The 18,582-nt window shown below is 55.6% G+C and carries 13 protein-coding genes; 6 read left to right on the top strand and 7 right to left on the bottom strand.

Annotated features, from left to right (window positions below):
* Position 1 precedes the first annotated feature (1 nt).
* From IE156_RS15495 to IE156_RS15465, 7 genes are all read right to left on the bottom strand, one after another.
* Complete coding sequence (locus IE156_RS15495; protein ID WP_189393559.1) at positions 2-520, bottom strand: DUF4442 domain-containing protein; 519 nt, start codon at positions 518-520, stop codon at positions 2-4.
* A 9-nt stretch (positions 521-529) separates the two neighbouring features.
* On the bottom strand, positions 530-1,849 hold the full coding sequence (locus IE156_RS15490; protein ID WP_189393558.1) for an OmpP1/FadL family transporter: 1,320 nt from the start codon (positions 1,847-1,849) through the stop codon (positions 530-532).
* A gap of 123 nt (positions 1,850-1,972) precedes the next feature.
* Positions 1,973-3,916 carry a 3-hydroxyacyl-CoA dehydrogenase NAD-binding domain-containing protein gene (locus tag IE156_RS15485; protein WP_189393557.1) on the bottom strand — a complete coding sequence of 648 codons (1,944 nt, stop codon included), beginning with the start codon at positions 3,914-3,916 and terminating at the stop codon, positions 1,973-1,975.
* Positions 3,913-5,208, bottom strand: coding sequence for an acetyl-CoA C-acetyltransferase (locus IE156_RS15480; RefSeq protein ID WP_189393556.1), 1,296 nt, complete (start codon positions 5,206-5,208; stop codon positions 3,913-3,915). Before IE156_RS15480 ends, IE156_RS15485 begins: the two co-directional genes overlap by 4 nt.
* Positions 5,205-7,550: an acyl-CoA dehydrogenase gene (locus IE156_RS15475; RefSeq protein ID WP_189393555.1), complete on the bottom strand. Its 2,346-nt coding sequence runs from the start codon at positions 7,548-7,550 to the stop codon at positions 5,205-5,207. The genes IE156_RS15480 and IE156_RS15475 overlap by 4 nt, the downstream gene beginning before the upstream one ends.
* Positions 7,551-7,891: 341 nt before the next feature.
* Complete coding sequence (locus tag IE156_RS15470; RefSeq protein WP_189393554.1) at positions 7,892-8,545, bottom strand: TetR/AcrR family transcriptional regulator; 654 nt, start codon at positions 8,543-8,545, stop codon at positions 7,892-7,894.
* A 106-nt stretch (positions 8,546-8,651) separates the two neighbouring features.
* The gene (locus IE156_RS15465; protein WP_189393553.1) at positions 8,652-10,079 is read right to left on the bottom strand and encodes an NAD-dependent succinate-semialdehyde dehydrogenase; all 1,428 of its coding nucleotides are present in this window, start codon (positions 10,077-10,079) and stop codon (positions 8,652-8,654) included.
* Between the two features lie 975 nt (positions 10,080-11,054).
* On the opposite strand from IE156_RS15465, the gene IE156_RS15460 reads away from it, so the two are divergent.
* The 6 genes from IE156_RS15460 to IE156_RS15435 form a co-directional block, all read left to right on the top strand.
* Positions 11,055-12,440, top strand: coding sequence for a TolC family outer membrane protein (locus IE156_RS15460; RefSeq protein WP_229841411.1), 1,386 nt, complete (start codon positions 11,055-11,057; stop codon positions 12,438-12,440).
* Positions 12,441-12,482: 42 nt separating this feature from the next.
* Positions 12,483-12,704 (top strand): hypothetical protein, encoded by a 222-nt coding sequence (locus IE156_RS15455; RefSeq protein ID WP_189393551.1) that lies wholly within the window; start codon positions 12,483-12,485, stop codon positions 12,702-12,704.
* On the top strand, positions 12,688-14,871 hold the full coding sequence (locus IE156_RS15450; protein ID WP_229841410.1) for a type I secretion system permease/ATPase: 2,184 nt from the start codon (positions 12,688-12,690) through the stop codon (positions 14,869-14,871). Before IE156_RS15455 ends, IE156_RS15450 begins: the two co-directional genes overlap by 17 nt.
* A gap of 71 nt (positions 14,872-14,942) precedes the next feature.
* Positions 14,943-16,229, top strand: coding sequence for an HlyD family type I secretion periplasmic adaptor subunit (locus IE156_RS15445; RefSeq protein ID WP_229841445.1), 1,287 nt, complete (start codon positions 14,943-14,945; stop codon positions 16,227-16,229).
* Positions 16,230-16,337: 108 nt separating this feature from the next.
* Positions 16,338-16,952, top strand: a complete 615-nt coding sequence (locus IE156_RS15440; protein ID WP_189393549.1) for a response regulator transcription factor — start codon at positions 16,338-16,340, stop codon at positions 16,950-16,952.
* A 175-nt stretch (positions 16,953-17,127) separates the two neighbouring features.
* Positions 17,128-18,582 (top strand): retention module-containing protein (locus IE156_RS15435; protein WP_189393548.1); only part of this gene is annotated, 1,455 nt, incomplete at its 3' end.

Below are 18,582 nucleotides of genomic sequence, written 5' to 3'. Positions count from 1 at the left end.
ATTAGCGTGATTGTGATTTCTGCTGATAAAAGTGGGCGTCGGCGATATATATGGTGCGTTCTACCGTGGTGTAGATCTGGCCTTCAGGGTCCTGGATCTGCACTGTAAAAGTGGCCTCGGCCTCGTGGTTTTGGTCTAGCTGTCCTCGTATTGCGTCCAGTTCTTCGGGATGAATGTCAAAGCTGGCGTACAGGGTCTGATAGCCAGGGCGGCGATACTGGATTTCTGCATTCTTGTCCCAGACAATCACAGCGCGTTGCAGACCGGCCAACAGCATGGTGGCGTGAACGCCGTCTGTAATTGCAAATAGGGACCCGCCAAATAAAGAGCCATTGATGTTGCGGGTGCGACGACGCAATGGCAGACGTACGACGATGTGTTGCAAGTTGGCTGAAACTTTATGAACCCGCCCCCCGGTTGCCCGGAAGGCGGGGTGCCAGTTAAAGCCCAGCTGCAAAAAGCGCGCACGCCATGTAGGGGGTAGGCGTGCGAGCAGCTCCATGCGGCGACTGCGGGCCATAGTGCATCCTTAGAAGCGATAGCTGAACTGCACGCCCAGAATGTCACCGCTGTTCTTGTAGGTACCGCGAGTCAGGCCACGACCGTTCAGGTCGGTGTTGTTGTTCATGTCCGTGTTTTTCAGGAACAAGTGGGTGTAGCCGATATCCCAGGTGGCGTTCTTGCTGGCACGGTATTGGGCACCCAGGGACAGCCAGTAGCGGTCGCTATCAGGCAGGGCGGTTGGGCGGTAGTTTTTGTCGCGTACAGGCGATTGGTCCCAAGCCACACCACCCTTGAAGGTCCACTGTTCGTTGTAGTGGTAGTTGGCACCCAGGGCCACGCGCCATGCGTCCTTGAATTTCAGTTCCAGACCAGAATCCTTGGCACCGGGGCCGCTGTTTTCAATGGTCAGACGTGGAATGCTGCTCCAGCCTGTCCAGGACACGTCGGCCAGCAATTGCCAGCGCGAATTCAGGTCGTGCACCAAGCTGACAATGGCGGTGTCAGGCAGTTTGATGGTGGCTTCAGCATCCCAGTTGATGTTGGGAGCGCCAGTTGGTACGTTGCGGTTGCGCAGCTTGGTGTCGCCGTCAGCCGTGACTTTGATTTGCGAGCGGTAGGAGACGCCCAGACGTGTGCTGGGGGTAATTTGATACAGCAAACCGGCGTTCCAGCCCCAGGCGTCGCCTTTCATCTTGACGCGGGTGTCCAGGTCCAGTGGGCCCAGTACCGGGTGATAGCCAGCGGGGGTAGCCAGGCGGTAGTCTGCATCAATGTGCAGCCAGTTCACACCGACACCGAAGGACAACTGATCGTTGACCTTATAGGCCACCGACGGGTTGACGTTGACGGTTTCAATCGCAAATTTTTCGGAGTGGTAACGGCCAACCCAGCCTTCGTCATATTCCGTTGTCAGACCAAAAGGCACACCAATACCCAGGCCCACCCACCATTTGGGAGAGAGCTGGTGGGACAAATAAATATTGGGAACAGCCGCCACTTTACCGGCATCTCCACCCGAACCACCGGTGGCTGGACGGCTGGCTCCACCGGTCAGCGCGAGAGGGTCAGTACTGCCTTTATCGGAAAATTTGAAGGTAGGTTTAATGACGTTAAAGCCAGCCGAGAAGTTGCTCTCGGGCAGCAGAGTCATGCCAGCCGGATTGAAGTAGATGGTGCTGGCATTTTCACCAATGGCGGCCGAACCTGCGTAGGCATTGCCCAGGCCGCTCGCATTTTGTTCAAGCAAGTTAAAACCAGCCGCGTGGGCCTGGCCCATACCCATGCTCATTCCCAGCGGGATCAGCAAGGCGGGAATGGTACGCAAAGCTACAACCGTCTTTTTCATGTCTCTTCTCCAAGGTATAGGTGACGTCTGACAGAGGCTTGGGACAGGTTTTAAAACACCTGTTTGTTTTCTATGGTGCATGACCTAGGCCAATCGGCGTATAGGTATTTGTGCCAATCTGGGCTAATTGCGTTGTTTTTGTGTTGCTTTGTAATGTAGGGGGCCACCGTGGAATGGGGCAAAGCCTGTACCGAAAATCACACCCGCATCGGCCAGGTCTTCGTCCTCCACCACGCCGATACGGACTTGGTGTTCGGTCTGTTCGATAAGGGGTTTAATCAGTCGATCTGCCAGACCGCTTGAAACTGTTCCCGCTGGGGGTTTCTGGGCTTTACCGTCTTTCCAGGTGTAGAAACCCTGGCCTGTTTTACGGCCTAGTTCCTGGCGATCCAAATGGGTTTTCAGGCAGGCAGGCATGACGGCTTGCTGACTTAACTGGGCACCGGCGTCACGGGCAATATCCAGGCCCACGGTGTCGGCCAGCTCTAGTGGCCCCATCGGCATACCGAATTGCAGCATGGCTTTGTCCACGGTAGCGGGGTCCAGCCCTTCGTCGACGCAGCGCATGGCCTCCAACATATAGGGCGCTAGCACCGCATTGACCAGAAAACCGGGGCTGTCTTTGACAGGTAGGGGCAGCTTGCCAATCTGGTTCACGAAGGCGTAGGCGGCACTGCGTACCTCGGGGGCCAGGAGTTCGCTTTCCACAACTTCAATCAGCGGCATGCGAGATACCGGGTTGAAGAAGTGAATACCCACCAAGCGCTCCGGTTTGGCCAGATTCAGGCTGAGTTCGGATAAGGGCAAGCTGGAGGTATTGGTCGCTAGGACCGCAGTGGGTTTCAACTTAGGTTCGATGCTGGCGTACAGGCTGCGTTTGGCCTCAACGTTCTCGAAGATGGCTTCCAGAACCAGATCCGCAGAAGGGATGCCGTGGCCGTCCGGGTCTGGTATCAGGCGGTCCAGGGCGGCCTGCACGAGCCTGCGGTCTTTCAGACGGCGCTGGAACAGCTTGGCAGCGCGGCCTTGGGCCTGAGCGATGCGCTTTCTATCCTGGTCCTGCAGTGTCACACGCAGGCCTTTCAGGGCGCATACGGCAGCAATATCACCCCCCATAACGCCCGCACCCACCACGTGGACATGCCCCACTTCCTGAGTGCTCGAATGCTTGCCTACGCTTTTCAGTCGTTCCTGCAGATGAAATACACGCAGTAGATTGACGGCAGTGTCAGAACGGGTGATCTGCTCAATCAGCTCGGGGGCCTTCAAGGCATTGCCGTTGTGCTTCTCCCAGATCTCCAGAATCGCTCGGGGTGCCTGGTAGTGCTGATACGGATCGCGCTTCTCTAGCTGCTTGCGTACTTGGCCAGCCACCAGGGGGCGCAGCAGTTTGGTATTCATAAGACGTGGCAGGCCACTGACGCGGCGTGGTTTCTTGCCACTGAGCACCTGCTTGACGGCAGCCTGCTTGGCCAGCCGGACGGGAACGCAAGCATCGACCATACCCAGGCGGGCGGCTTTACGGGCATCTACACTTTTGCCACTGAGCATCAAGTCCATGGCAGCGGCGGGACCGATATATTCCGGCAGGCGCAACATGCCACCCCAGCCGGGGAAAATACCCAACATGACTTCAGGCAGTGCCAGACGCGTATCGGTTTGATCCACGGCCAGGCAGTATCGGCACGCCAGGGCCAGTTCCAAACCACCGCCTAGGCAATGGCCTTGTACCAGCGCCAGAGTGGGGTAGCTTTGTTTAGCCAGCTTGTTGAAAACCGTCCAGCCTCGAGTCACCAGTGCCAGCCCTTTTTCAGGGTTGTTGTTGTGCTCGGAAAATTCGTCAATATCAGCGCCAGCGATAAAACCGGCGGTCTTGCCGGAGTAAATAATCAGCGCCTTAGGTTGATGGCTGCTCAGATAATCCAAAGCTTGGTTCAGCTCTTGCAGAACGGCAGCCGATAAGCGGTTGACCGAACTGCCGACACAATCGATTTTCAGCCAGTTAATCTGCTGATCGTCCGTATAGAGCGTGAAATTTTGCAAATTCAAGGTAGTGACGGGCATCATGATTCTGTTCCTTGCAGCGATTCGATCAGCATGGCGCCACCTTGACCGCCGCCAATACAAATGGCGGCCATACCCAGGCGTAAATTGCGACGACGCAGGGCGTTCAGGCAATGCAGCACAATCCGGGCACCGGAAGCACCCACCGGATGGCCGATTGCAATGGCACCGCCGTCCACATTGAGCTTGTCCATCTCCAGCAGTCCCAAGGCATCACGACCCAGATGCTTCTGGCACCACTCCTGATCGTCCCATGCAGCGCGACATGCCAGCACTTGCGCTGCAAAGGCTTCGTTGATTTCCCACAAGTCCAGGCCATTTAGGCTCAGTCGGTTGCGTTCCAAAATAGGGGTGGCGGCAAACACGGGGCCTAGGCCCATGGTGGCCGGGTCCAAGCCTGCCCATTGCGCATCCACAATGCGGCCAATAGGGGTAAGTTTGTGTTCTTGGACAGCTGCTTCACTGGCCAGAATCAGTAAGGCAGCGCCATCGGTGACCTGGGAGCTATTGCCGGCCGTGACGTTGCCCCACGGAGGGTCAAAGACCGGGCGTAGCTTGGCGAGTTTGTCAGGGGTTGAGTCCTCGCGTACGCCGTCATCTTGGGGGTAGCTGTTACCGCGCTGATCGCTAAGCGGCACAATTTCCTCAAAAGCATTTTCTTGTTGAGCACGCAGAGTCAGACGGTGGCTGCGGGCTGCGAACTCGTCCATATCCTGGCGAGTAATACCGAACTCATGCGCCAGGTTTTCAGCGGTCTGTCCCATGGACAAACCCACTACCGGATCAGTCAGCCCTTTGAGCAGGCCAATGACAGGTTTTAGATAGGACAGGCGCAGGCCACGCAGGGCTTTGATACGTGCTCCCACGCTGCGGGCTTTGCCCCACACTGCCAGCCAGCGCACCATCTCATCGCTAAATAAAATGGGGGCGTGGGACAGGGCATCGACGCCACCGGCCAGCACTAAATCCGAGCGTCCGGTTTGAATGGCCTGAATGCCGGAGTCCAGGGCTTGCATGCCCGAGGCGCAGTTGCGCATCACCGTCCAGCCGGGCACTTTGTGGCCTGTGCCCAGACGCAGACCCAAAACCCGGCCGATATTGGTTTCATCGGGCGAGGGGGCGGCGCAACCCAGAATCACCTCGCTAAGCTGCGGGGCGTCAAAGGGTTGACGCAGCAGCAGCTCGCGGCCCGTTTGCACGGCCAGATCTCCGGCCGAGAAAGGGCCGGGCGCATTACGCGCTTTCAGAAACGGGCTGCGCGCGCCGTCAATAATATAGACCGGTTGAAAACTCATGCTTGGCTCCCGCTGGCGGTTTCAGCGGCAGGCTTTTCCCGACGCAGATCGAAGGGGAAATCATCCACCGCAATAACCCGGTCGCGCACAATGTCGCGTGCCTGGATTTGCTCGTATTCCTGAGCGGTGATGCCGCCAGCCTGGAAGACGGCTTCGGCCAGATCGCGCACGTTGGCTTTGGGGTTGTCCTGCAACTGACCGCTTTTCTCGAACTGACGGATTTTGGCGTCAATGTCGCGGGTGCTCAGCGAAGCCAGTAAAGCGGCTTCAATTGCACCGACGGGCTCTTGATCGTCTTCAGGCAGGTAAGTGTCATAAGTCAGGCGATCACGAGTGGGGCCGGGCTTGGTCAGCAGTTTCGCGACGGTGTGGTCCAGTTGGTCATTGGGGCCCAGACGACGTTGCCCGATTGGGAAGACCAGGAAACGCAGCACAGCAGCCAAAGGACGATTGGGGAAGTTTTCCAGTACCTTGTCCAGGGCGTGTTGAGCACGCATCAAGGCATCTTGAGCAGCCCAATGAGCCAAAGGAGCGTCTTCTTGCTGGCGACCTTCATCTTGATAGCGCTTCATGACGGCACTAAGCATATAGAGCTCAGACAGCACATCACCCAGGCGCGAGGACAGGCGTTCACGCATTTTCAGGGAACCGCCCAAGACCAGCATGGAGGCATCGGCCAATAGCGAGAAAGCGGCGCTGTAACGGCTGGCCTGACTGTAGTAGGTGTGCATGGCCTTGGAGGTGCCGGTGGGGCCACTAAGCAAGCGCCAGCCACCCAGACCCAGCCAGAAAGATCGGCCGGTATTGGCCAGGGTATAACGAATGTGCGCCCAGAAGGACTCATCGAATTTACGCAGACCAGCTTCGCGGTCGGGATTCAGGGCGGCGGTCATCTCTTCCAGAATGAAGGGATGGCAACGGATGGCACCTTGCCCAAAGATGATCAGGCTGCGCGTCAGAATGTTGGCGCCTTCTACTGTGATACCGACGGGAATTTGCTGATAAGCACGGCCCAGGAAGTTTGACGGGCCAAGGCAAATACCTTTACCGCCAATCACGTCCATGCCGTCATTGACCACAATACGGCCACGCTCGGTTACGTGATACTTAACGATGGCCGACACCACGGAAGGCTTTTCGCCCAGATCAACTGCTGCTGCCGTCATGGTGCGGGCGGCATCCATGGCGTAGGTGTGACCAGCGATACGAGCCAGAGCTTCTTCCACACCTTCAAACTTGCTGATAGCACTGCGGAACTGTGTACGAACAGCGGAGTAACCCCCGACAGCGCGGCTGGTCAGCTTGGCCATACCGGTAAACGAGGAGGGCAAGGAGATGGAGCGGCCGGCAGCCAGACATTCCATCAACATGCGCCAACCTTGGCCGGCCATGTCCGGGCCACCAATAATGAATTCCAGCGGCATAAACACATCGTTGCCGCGGGTGGGGCCGTTCATGAACATGGCGTTCAAGGGGAAGTGGCGGCGGCCAGTGTCCACGCCGGGGTGATCGCTAGGGACCAGGGCGCAGGTAATGCCAATGTCTTTTTCACCGCCCAGTAAACCGTCCGGGTCATACAGGCGGAAGGCCAAGCCCAGCAAGGTGCAAACCGGAGCCAGTGTGATGTAACGCTTGTCCCAGGTGACGCGCATGCCCAGTACTTCCTGGCCTTCCCATTCGCCTTTGCACACAATACCGATGTCTGGGATAGAGGCGGCGTCGGAACCGGCCCACGGGCTGGTCAGGGCGAAAGCGGGGATGTCACGTCCATCGGCCAGACGGGGCAGGTAATGTTGCTTTTGTTCGTCGGTGCCGTAGTGCAGCAGCAATTCCGCCGGACCCAAAGAGTTGGGCACCATGACAGACACGGACAATGCCGAGTTGCGGGTAGACAGTTTAGCGACCACTGCCGAGTGAGCTTGTGCAGAGAAACCACGACCTCCGTATTCCTTGGGAATGATCAGGCTAAAGAAGCGGTTTTCTTTCAGGTAATTCCAGACCTCGACAGGCATGTCGAAGTCCTCCTGGCTGACTTGCCAGTCGTCAATCATGGCGCAGGCCACGTTGACTTCATTGTCCATAAACTGACGCTCTTCATCGCTCAGTCGGTAAGCGGGGTACGAGGCCAGGGTGTTCCAGTTGGGTTTGCCGCGAAACAGTTCGCTTTCCCACCAAACTGTGCCCGCTTCCAGCGCATCGCGCTCAGTTTGGGACATGGCGGGTAAAACGCGCGAAAAGGCACGGTAAATTGGGCGGCTTAGCCACTTGCTGCGCAGACTCCGGTTTTTGAGAACGTAGACGCAGCCAAGCACCAGCACTATTAATAGCAAGGTCACAAACATAGAAACTCCGGACTAGCTCAAGAAAAAGAAAAGAAGGCCCCCACGCTGCGCCTTCGGCTTGCTGCCCCCCGAGGGGGCGCTTTTTACCTTGGGGCGGCCCGGCGGTAAAAAATACCCCCACGCTGCGCCTTCGGCTTGCTGCCCCCCGAGGGGGCGCTTTTTACCTTGGGGCGGCCCGGCGGTAAAAAATACCCCCACGCTGCGCCTTCGGCTTGCTGCCCCTAAAGGGGGCGCTTTTTACCTTGGGAGCGGCCCGGCGGTGAAAATATCCCCACGCTGACTTTTGGCTTGCCGGGGGCACGGTTCACCTTGGTGCGGCTCGGCGGTTGGGACCACTCAGCTCAGGCGCTCGCTGGTAAAGGGGCTCGTAATCCACCCAACAAGAAACTCATCAAACGGTGTTGCAGTTGTTGTTCACTTTCAGGGCTGTCGCTAAGGGGTAATTGCAAGGCCCGACGCAGTGATTGGGTGCCCATTAATGCGTAGGACGTGGCACCCAGCATGAAATGGAATCGCCAGATGATTTCTTCTTCGGGCACCGTGGGCAGGGCTTCGTGCAAAGCCTGCTTGAAGGGCAGGAAGATGGCGACTTGCTCATCCCAACAGATGGACTGGATGAAGTCTTGTGGCGCTGGGCGGTCTTGCCCAGGCAAAGGAATAAAGGAGCGGGGCGCGCCGTTTCCCGAACCCGCCAGGCGGATCAGTGGTCCAAAAAAAGCGTCCACCACTTGGGAGGCTTTCAGGGCACCATCACCGGCTTGTTGACGATAACAGGCCAGCTTTTCCAGACGCTCTTGATTGATGCTGTTCAGGCGGCGCTGGAACACGGCCTGCGTCAGTCCGTCTTTACTGCCAAAGTGATAATTGACAGCTGACAGGTTTACCTTGGCTTGCGCCGTAATCTGGCGCATGGAGGTGTTTTCGTGACCGTACAGCGCGAATAAATGTTCGGCTGCATCGAGGATAGAGGACTGTGTCCGATCAGAGCGTTTCACCGTTAATTCCTAATTTCAAACGAGTGTTTGAATAATGTAACGGTAATGCGTAGTTAGTACAGTAGGGGTTCACCCTAGCCCCGCAAAGCGGGGCTAGGAGCCAGTCTTAGATCTGCGTCACAAATTTGGTGACTAAGTATCCATCAAAGGTTTCTGCACCGCCTTCGCTGCCAATGCCGCTGTCTTTGACACCGCCAAATGGGGTCTCAGGCAGGGAGCTGCCAAAGTGGTTGATATTGACCATACCTGATTCCAGCTCTGTGCCCAGTCGATGCGCATCTTGTAAGGATTGCGTGAAGGCATAGGCTGACAAGCCAAAAGGCAGGCTGTTGGCCCGGGCGATGGCATCGTCCAGATTGTTGTAACGGGTCAAGGGAGCGATGGGGCCGAAAGGCTCTTCGGTCATGACCAGGGCATCGTCAGGGATATCTGTCAGCACCGTGGGCGAGAAAAAGAAACCGTCGCGCTTGATCTGCTCACCGCCCAGCACGACTTTGCCACCCAGTGAGCGGGCGTTATCCACGAACTTTTGCATCATGGGGATACGGCGTTCGTGCGCCAATGGCCCCATTTGGGTATCGGGGTCCAGACCGTCACCTACCTTCACATTGGCCAGCTCTTCGGTGAAGCGATCCACAAAGGCGGTGTAAATATCATCGTGGATATAAAAGCGGGTGGGCGAGATGCAAACCTGTCCGGCATTACGAATCTTGAATCGGGCTAGTTGACGGGCAGCACGTGCGACATCCGCATCTGGCAGTACCAAGACGGGAGAGTGTCCCCCCAACTCCATGGTGATGCGTTTCATATGCGCACCGGCCAGAGCCGCCAACTGTTTGCCCACCGGGACAGATCCAGTAAAGGAAACTTTACGAACGATAGGCGAGCGAATCAGGTAGTCGGAGACCTCTTGCGGTACACCCCAAACAATATTCAGTACGCCGGGAGGCAGACCTGCGTCATGGAATGCTTGTGCGATCGCCATTACGGCGCTGGGGGAGTCCTCAGGGCCTTTCAGAATAATCGTGCAGCCTGCTCCGATAGCCGCACAGATCTTACGAATGGCCTGGTTATACGGGAAGTTCCAGGGCGTAAAGGCGGCGCAGACCCCAATGGGCTCGCGCAATACCAACTGCTGCACCTTGGGATTACGGGCGGGGATAACGCGCCCATAAATACGGCGGCATTCCTCGGCATGCCAATCCGCATGGTCGGCGCAGGACAAAATTTCGCCTACTGCCTCAGCCAGCGGTTTGCCTTGGTCAAGCGTCAGATTGCGGCCAATTTCCTGGGCGCGCTCGCGGGACAGTTCTGCGACCTTGCGCAAGATGGCGCTGCGGTCCATGGGCGAGCTGTGACGCCAGCTTTGGAAGGCGGTGTGGGCGGCCTGCAAGGCGGCGTCCAGGTCTGCCTGCGATGCCAGGGGCAACTGGCCTATGGTGCTGCCGTTGGCAGGGTTAATGACTGGCTGGGTCTGGCGACTTTGCCCATCCAGAAATTGACCATTGATATACAGGGCCAAGTGTTGATACATGTGCGGCCTCCAAGTTGTCTGTGTTGCTAAATACGTACCCTCTCGATGGTATCGGGCGAGCGAAAGCGGGACAAGTGTGGGTGGCTGTTATTGCAGCAACGGATTGTTCAGAGAAGTAATAAACCAGTATCAGGAAAACAGAAATTTGCTCGATCGTTATAAGTTTTTGATTTCAAATCTCTTTTTGAAAACATCACAAAGAAACGGAAAGAGACATCAAGGAACAATAAGGAAACGTTACAAGTGCATCATTCTTGATGCGAACGATTGTTATGTTCATAGCAAAGAGATTGTTTTTATCACTTGGTGGTAACTTGATTTTTAACGGATGTAACCTAAATGCTTGTTAAGGTGAAACTTTTTTGTAGATTATTACCAACGGTTTTAAAATGGAGGTGTGACACAATAATCTGTAGTTAAGGGGCTAACTTCCCAAAACCGTTTAATTTCAGAGCATTGTTGCTGTTTTTGTCACAGGCTATTTATCATTTTTAACATTGTGATCGACGAGAACCCTTGTGATCTAAGATACAATTTGTTCCGTGATCCACGTGAAGAGTTGCACTCTACACCACGTCAAAGGTCACAATCAGACACAAGGTTATGCTCCAAGAATACAGGCCAGAAGCCTGTAGCTCCGCCTTGTCTTGCCCCGGTCCATTATGAACATACTGCTGCGGTTGGCGATGTGCTTGCCAACCTTAGATGTAAAGCCTATGTGCAATACCTAGGTGTTGGGCCCTCGGGAGGTGTTCTTTTTGCTTGGTTTAAGCGGCACACCGAACCCATTCTTTTTTCATTTTTGTACTTAAATTTGATCTGGCAATGCGTTGCAACGATGGCGTAATGACGTCTGTCGTGGAACGTTGCAAGGATCTTACGGAGGCCGACGTGCGTGGTAAGAAAACTTTAACGGTAAGTTCGCTGCTGACAGCGTTACTACTGGCGCAACCAGCGCTTGCCCAGGAAAATAGCTTGAGCTTCAAGGACAGTATTGAGCGGGCAATCATGTCCAATCCTGAACTTGGCGCTCGCTTCCAGGACTTCCAATCTGCGCTTGAAGGCCAAAATGTTGGCCGTGGCGCTTTGATGCCAGAAATTAATGCCCAAGGTTGGGTGGGTAAAGAATGGCGTGGCAGCACCTCGGGTGCGCCGTCCACAAACTGGTCGCGCAATGGCTACAGCCTGCAATTGCGTCAGTTGATTTTTGATGGTTTCTCCTCGATCAACCAGGTTCGTCAGCTGGGTTACGAAAAACTGGCTACCTACTACGAGTTGCTGGCTTCGGTAGACTCCTTGGCGCTGGAAGCGGCCAATGCGCACATCGATGTGCTGCGTTACCGCGAAATGGAAAAGCTGGCACGTGAAAACTACGGCATGCACATGAACATCCTGGGCCAAATTCAGGAGCGTTCTGCATCAGGCGTGGGTCGTGGCGTGGATCTGGAACAGGCGTATGGTCGCCAGTCTCTGGCTCAAAGCAACATGATGACCGAGTCCGGCAACCTGAACGACGTGCTGCAGCGCTACCGCCGCATTGTTGGCGTGGCCGCTCCTGAAGTGATGCAAGTCGCTCCTAGCCTGAGCGAGTCCATTCCCGCCAGCACCACGGATTTCTTGCCATCCTTGCGCACCAGCCCAATGATTCTGGCCAAGCAAGCCTTGTACCAAGCTGCTGAGTCCGGCAAACACGTGGCCCAAGGCCGCATGTCGCCTACGCTGGAATTTCGTGCTGCTACGGGCAAAGACAAGACCGATCCTCCCGGTTCCGCTTACCGCGATTCGCAAAGCAGCAACGTACAGCTGATGCTGTCGTACAACCTGTTCCGTGGTGGTGCTGATGCTGCCCGTATCCGTCAGACCACCGCTCAGCAATATGCTGCTCGTGATGTCCGCGATTACACCTGCCGTAATGTGCAGCAGGATCTGGCTGTCGCCTGGAACAACATCGAGCGCCTGCGTGCTCAGCTGCCGTTCCTGAAACAGCACGAACTGGCTACCTCCAAGGTTCGCGTTGCTTACATGCAGCAGTTCCAGATTGGTCAGCGCTCCTTGCTGGACTTGTTGGATACTGAAAACGAATTGTTTGATGCCCGTCGTTCACTGGCTAACGCCACCTACGATTTGCAGCAAGCGGAATACCGTTGGTTGACTCTGTCGCACCGTCTGGTGTCGGCGGTTGGCCTGTCCCAGCCGTACTCGGAACAGCCCGAAGAAGCTTCTAAGCTGGATTTCCCCGAAGAAGCTTTCAAGGCATGCATGATGCCTGTTCCAGATACGTCGAACTTGACGCCTGTTGCGGTTGATTACCGTGACGGTATGGCTCCGCCAGTTCTGCGCGAAAAAGCAGCTGGGCTTTAAGCACCTGCTTCTTGGCGTATTTGATTGTGAAGGGAGGCAAGCATGAGTCAGAACGAAGATAGCTACAAACAAGAGCTTTCCGTCTCGGATGCTAGTTTTATCCGTGTGCTGGAGGATTTGATTGATGCACTGGTTGCAAACGGTGTTCTTCGCATGACTGATCTGCCTCCCCAGGCTTTGGCTAAGTTAAACGAGCGTAAGCTGACTCGCCAGCGCCTGCGAGATTCGCTGGATTTGATTAATGACGATGAACCACTCATCTGATAACACGACACCAACAAGCGGGGAATTCAGTATCCCGCCTCATCTGACTCATGATGATCCGCTTCTGACCTGCCTGGCAGAGATTACCCGTATTCACGGTAATCCCTGCACGCCGCAGCACTTGTCTGCCGGTCTTCCCCTGCAGCGGGGACGCCTGACACCTGCTCTACTGAGCCGGGCGGCAGCGCGTGGCCACTGCACGGCGCGGGTCTGGCGTCGTGCCTTCACCGAACTGGATACCAATCTGTTCCCGGTTATTTTGTTGCTGAACAATAATCGGGCATGTGTCTTGTTGGGTCTGGAGGATCAGCAGGCGCGAGTACATTTTCCGGAAAGTGGCAGTCCTAGTGAAATCAGCCTGGATGCGCTGCAAGCTCAATATTCAGGCTTGTTGGCCGTTATACAGCCCGATTTTCGTGTGGAAGCGCGTGCTAAAGATGGTGTGGCGCCTATTAAAGGTAAGCACTGGTTTTGGGCCGCTGTGGTGCAAAACTGGCGTTTGTACCGCGATGCCATTGGCGCTGCCTTCCTGATCAACGTGTTTGCCTTGGCCATTCCGCTCTACACCATGAACGTGTATGACCGGGTGGTGCCCAATAAAGCAATTGAAACCCTGTGGGTGCTCTCAATTGGGATTGGGCTGGTTTTAATCATGAATATGGTGCTGAGCAGCGTTCGAGCCTATGTGGTCGATGCCGCCAGCAAACGCGTGGATATCCAGTTATCAGCCCGAATTATGGAGCGAGTACTGGACTTGCGCATGGAGAACCGACCGCCGTCGGTGGGCTCTTTTGCTGCCAATTTGCGCTCGTTTGAATCCGTGCGTGATTTCATCGCTTCGGCCAGTTTGACTACGCTGGTCGATTTGCCATTTGTGCTTCTGTTTCTGGCCGTTTTGGCGTGGATCTCGCCTTGGATGCTGATCCCGCCAGTCGTGGCTATTTTCATTATTTTGGGTATTTCCTGGTTTGCCCAGGCACGTATGGAACGTTTGACCAAACAAACTTTCCAGGCGGCTGCCCAGCGTAATGCAGGTTTGGTCGAGTCTCTGGCGGGTCTGGAAACACTGAAAGTCTTGAATGCTCAAAGCAATGCTCAGCGGGATTGGGAGCAGTCCACGGAGTATCTGGCTCGTCAGGGTGCCAAGATCAAGATGACCTCAACGCTTACCGTCAACACGGTGCAAATGCTCCAGCAGATGGTCACCATCAGCGTGGTCATTATCGGGGTGTATCTGGTTCAGGAAACCAAGCTGTCCATGGGTGGGATTATTGCTTCCTCCATGATTGCTGGCCGTTGTCTGGCTCCTTTGGGGCAAGTGGCAGGCCTGATGATGCAATACCAGAATGCACGTACATCGTTGGGTTCGGTCGATAGCTATATGCAGATGCCCGTTGAGCATCCCGAAGAGCGTCACTTTGTGCCGCGCCCTTATCTGGAAGGCTCCATCGAGTTTCGCAGCGTCAGCTTTACCTATCCTGGTGCTACTCAGAACGTGCTCGACAAGGTCAGTTTTTCCTTAAAGGCGGGCGAGAAGATCGGCATTATTGGCCGCATCGGTTCCGGTAAAACTACCCTGTCCAAGTTGATCCTGGGCCTGTACAAACCGACTGGCGGCACAGTGGTGCTCGACGGTATCGATAGCTTGCAGATTGACCCGGCGGACGTGCGCCGTTCCATGGGCTATGTCTCGCAAGATCCCATGCTGTTTTACGGCACGTTGAAACACAATTTGCTCATGGGTACACCCTATGCCACCGATGAGCAAATGTTGGCAGCAGCCCGCCAGGCGGGTGTGGACGATTTCGCACGGCGCCATCCTGATGGCTACGACATGATGATCGGTGAGCGCGGCGAGTCCCTGTCGGGCGGCCAGCGCCAGGCCATTGCTGTTGCTCGGGCCTTGATCGGGAACCCATCTATCTTATTGTTGGATGAACCCAGCAGCAATATGGATAACCAAAGCGAATCCGCATTGCGTCGCAGTCTGCAAAAAGAGTGTGAGGGCAAAACAGTCGTGCTGGTGACACACCGCACAGCCTTGCTGGAACTGGTGGATCGCTTGATCGTGATGGATATGGGCCGCATTGTGGCCGATGGTCCTAAAGACCAAGTTATTACCGCCTTGCGTAGTGGGCAGATTGGTAAAGCCCGGAGTGCAGCATGAAGATAAAAAACCTGATCGCTTGGGTACGTGCTCAGCTCGACGATTCCAGTGCGCCGCCTCCTGGCAGCAATATGGTCAAAAATGCCTCCTGGACGGCGCGTTACCAGGAAGTGCGTGGTTCCACTTTATTGATCTGGTTAACCCTGTTGGCAATTAGCTTGCTGATTGTCTGGGCCAGCTTGGCCAGCATTGATGAAGTTGTGCGGGGAGAGGGCAAAGTGGTGCCTTCGCGCCAGGTGCAGATTGTGCAAAGTCTGGATGGTGGGGCTGTCGAAGAGATTCTTGTGCGACCAGGCCAGTCTGTCGAGGTGGGTGAAGTGCTGCTGCGGATTGATCCCACGCGTGCTTCGTCCTCTCTGGGCGAAAACGAAGCGGAGTCCTTGTCCTTGAAGGCCAAGGCTGCCCGTCTGGAAGCTATTGCAGCGAATCAGCCTTTTGATATGCCCAATGAGGTTTTGGAAAAAGCCCCTGATCTGGCTGAAATGGAGCGTCGTGTCTGGTTGGCTCGGACTGAAGAGCTGCGCACCAATATCTCGGTGGCTCAAGAGCAGTTGAATCAGCGTCAGCAGGAACTGCGTGAAACGCAGGCTAATCGGGATCAGGCAGCCTCCAGTTGCGGGCTGACCTCGCAAGAATTGCAGATGACTCGTCCTTTGCTCAAGAGCGGAGCGGTGTCGGAAGTGGATCTGTTGCGTTTGCAACGCGATGTCGCGCGTTATTGTGGTGAGCAAAAAGCCGCCACCGCGCAGATCAGCCGTATTCAGGCCTCCATCCAGGAAGCCCAGAACCGTATTGGTGAAGTGGAAATTATCTTCCGCAACCAGGCCCGTACTGAGTTGGCTGAAACAAGTGCCAAGTTGGCCTCTCTGGAACAGGGCCAACGCGCCCTGGCCGATCGAGTACGACTGGCAGAAGTACGCTCGCCCGTGCGCGGCACCATCAAAACTCTGGCCGCCAATACGGTGGGGGGTGTGCTGCAGCCCGGCAAAGATATTTTGGAAATTGTGCCTACCGACGACACCTTGTTGCTGGAAGTGCGCATCAACCCACGCGATATTGGCTTTCTGCACTCGGGACAGGCTGCTGAGGTCAAGTTCACAGCCTACGACTTTGCGGTCTATGGCGGCTTGCCCGGCGTGTTGGAACAGACCAGTGCCGACACCATTACCGATGAAAAAGGCAATTCATTCTATATAGCTAAAGTACGTACTGATACGGTGTATGTCGGTGACGACAATCGTCCTATCTTGCCCGGTATGGTGGCCGACGTGCACATCATGACGGGTAAGAGAACGGTGATGCAGTACTTGCTAAAACCTATTCTCAGGGCCAGATCCAACGCCTTCAGGGAGCGTTAAGGTCGATCGGTCCGTTGGGGGAGTAGCGCTGACGATAGAGGTGTAACACCCGAGTCAGACCAAGAGCTGATGGCTTATAGCTCGTGTTACCAGTAAGGGAAAAGCGGTATGCGACAAGTAAATTCGGTTTTATTTCTGACTGCCGATGAGGCGTTGTGGCAGCATTGGCGTCATCTGGATTCCGTGACCTGGCTGCCTGCCAGAGGACAGGGCATGGACGATTTATTGCGTTGGAAACAACAGCAGCGCGAACTGGTGGTCATTGATAGTGCCCTGGCTTTGTGGACCCACCCTCAGTGGGCCCAGGCGGTACAGGGTATGAAAGTCATTATTGCCAGCCCACGTCCTTTGGACACTGAGGGTCAAGCGGTGCTGGCTTTGGGAGCCCGTGGCTATATTCACGCCTATAGCTCCTCGGCCTTGTTGGTTCAGGCGCTGGATCATGTGGCCAGCGGCCAGGTTTGGGTCGGAGAATCTTTGCTGAGCCGACTGCTTAGCGATGTTACCCGTCGCCTGGAACCTAAAGCCGGTTGGGAAAGCACCTTGACCAGCCGTGAAGCCGAGGTTGCGCAACGCGCCTCGCTGGGTCACTCCAATCAGCTGATTGCAACTGACCTTGGAATTACCGAAAGAACGGTCCGCGCCCATCTTCAAGCTGTTTTTGAGAAGCTGGATGTAACAGATCGTTTGATGTTGGCGCTAAAAGTACACGGCATAGCTTAAGGCCGTGTTCGCCGTCTCGTTCGTATTGTTAAGTTAGGTCAATAATAATAAATAAAACAGCGAACTGGCGGCGACGCCAATATCGATTGGCGGGGCAACTCGCTATTCTCTGATCAAAGAAAGCCAATTTCTGACTGCTGCGCGGCAGCAGTCTTTTTTTAGGAATCAGACAGTCATGGCACTGGATACTGTTTTAGTGACCCGAGTTGAAGGTACGGCATGGATTCGTACCAGCGATGGTTCAAAAGTAGCTGTACAAGAAGGGATGCGCGTCCCTGTTAATGCCGAGATCATCACCGAGACCGGCGCCAGCGTCGAACTCGAAATCCCAGGCAGCCCATCCATGACGATTTCCGATAACCGGACCTTCCTGGTTAGCGGCGATATCGCAGAAACGGATGTGGATCCAGTGGCAGCCGCCCTGGCCAATCCCAATGACCCAGCTATTACTGCTGTGTTGGCCGCTTTGGAAGCCGGCAATGACCCATTCTCCCAACTGGACCCAACCGCTGCCGTATTGACCGGCGGTGGCGAAGGCGGTGGCAGTAGCTTCACCCGTCTGGTCAGCATTGTGGAAACCACTCGCCCATTGGCGCTGGAATACCCGCGTCCTGGCGTACCTAACGTTGAAAACGTGCGTTTGGGTGGCTACAGCGGTACAGGCGAAGAAGAGGCCGGTCCTCTGGTTCCTCCATCCGTTACCGTCAAAATCAACGACGACGGCACCGTTACCTTCACCTTCACTGAAGTGCCCTTTGGCTTCGACATCGAAGACATCGTGATTAGCGGCGGTGGTCGTATCGAGGGCCTGACGCCCGACAATAAAGATCCCAAGACCTGGACGGGTACGCTGGTTCCCCCACCGAACTACGAAGGCGACATCACTGTCACCGTACCTGACGGCACCTACACCAACGAAGTTGGCACACCCGGTACCGGTGGCGAAGACACGACGACGGTTGACACTCTGCCTCCAGAGGCCGAAATCACCATCGACACCATTACCGAAGACGGTGTCATCAATAAGGAAGAGTCCGAAGGCGACGTCACGATCACCGGTACGGTGGGTAAAGACGTCAAACCTGGTGACAAGGTCACGGTTACCGTCGGCGGTAAAGAATATGAAACCACCGTTAACCCAGACGGCAAGACCTGGAGCGTGAACGTCCCAGGCTCCGAACTGGTGAATAACGACAAGGTTGACGCGAAAGTCACCACGACGGATGAGGCTGGCAACAGCACGACCGCTACAGCCGAGAAGCCTTACGACGTAGACACGACACCTCCCGAAGCTGAAATCACCATCAACCCCATCACGGGCGACGATGTGATCAACAAGGGTGAGTCTGACGGCGACGTGACCATCACGGGTACCGTTGGTAAAGACGTCAAACCTGGCGACAAAGTCACGGTTACGGTTGGCGGCAAAGAGTACGAAACCACCGTTAACCCAGACGGCAAGACCTGGAACGTGGACGTTCCTGGTTCCGAACTGGTCAACAACGACAAGGTTGACGCTAAAGTCACGACGACGGACGAGGCTGGCAACAGCACTACAGTTACGACTGACCGTCCTTACGATGTAGACACAACACCTCCCGAAGCCGAGATCACCATCGACCCTATCACT

This window comes from Alcaligenes pakistanensis (genome assembly GCF_014652815.1).
Classification (GTDB): Bacteria; Pseudomonadota; Gammaproteobacteria; order Burkholderiales; family Burkholderiaceae_B; genus Alcaligenes; species Alcaligenes pakistanensis.
This window is presented reverse-complemented; position numbering and strand designations above follow the sequence as displayed.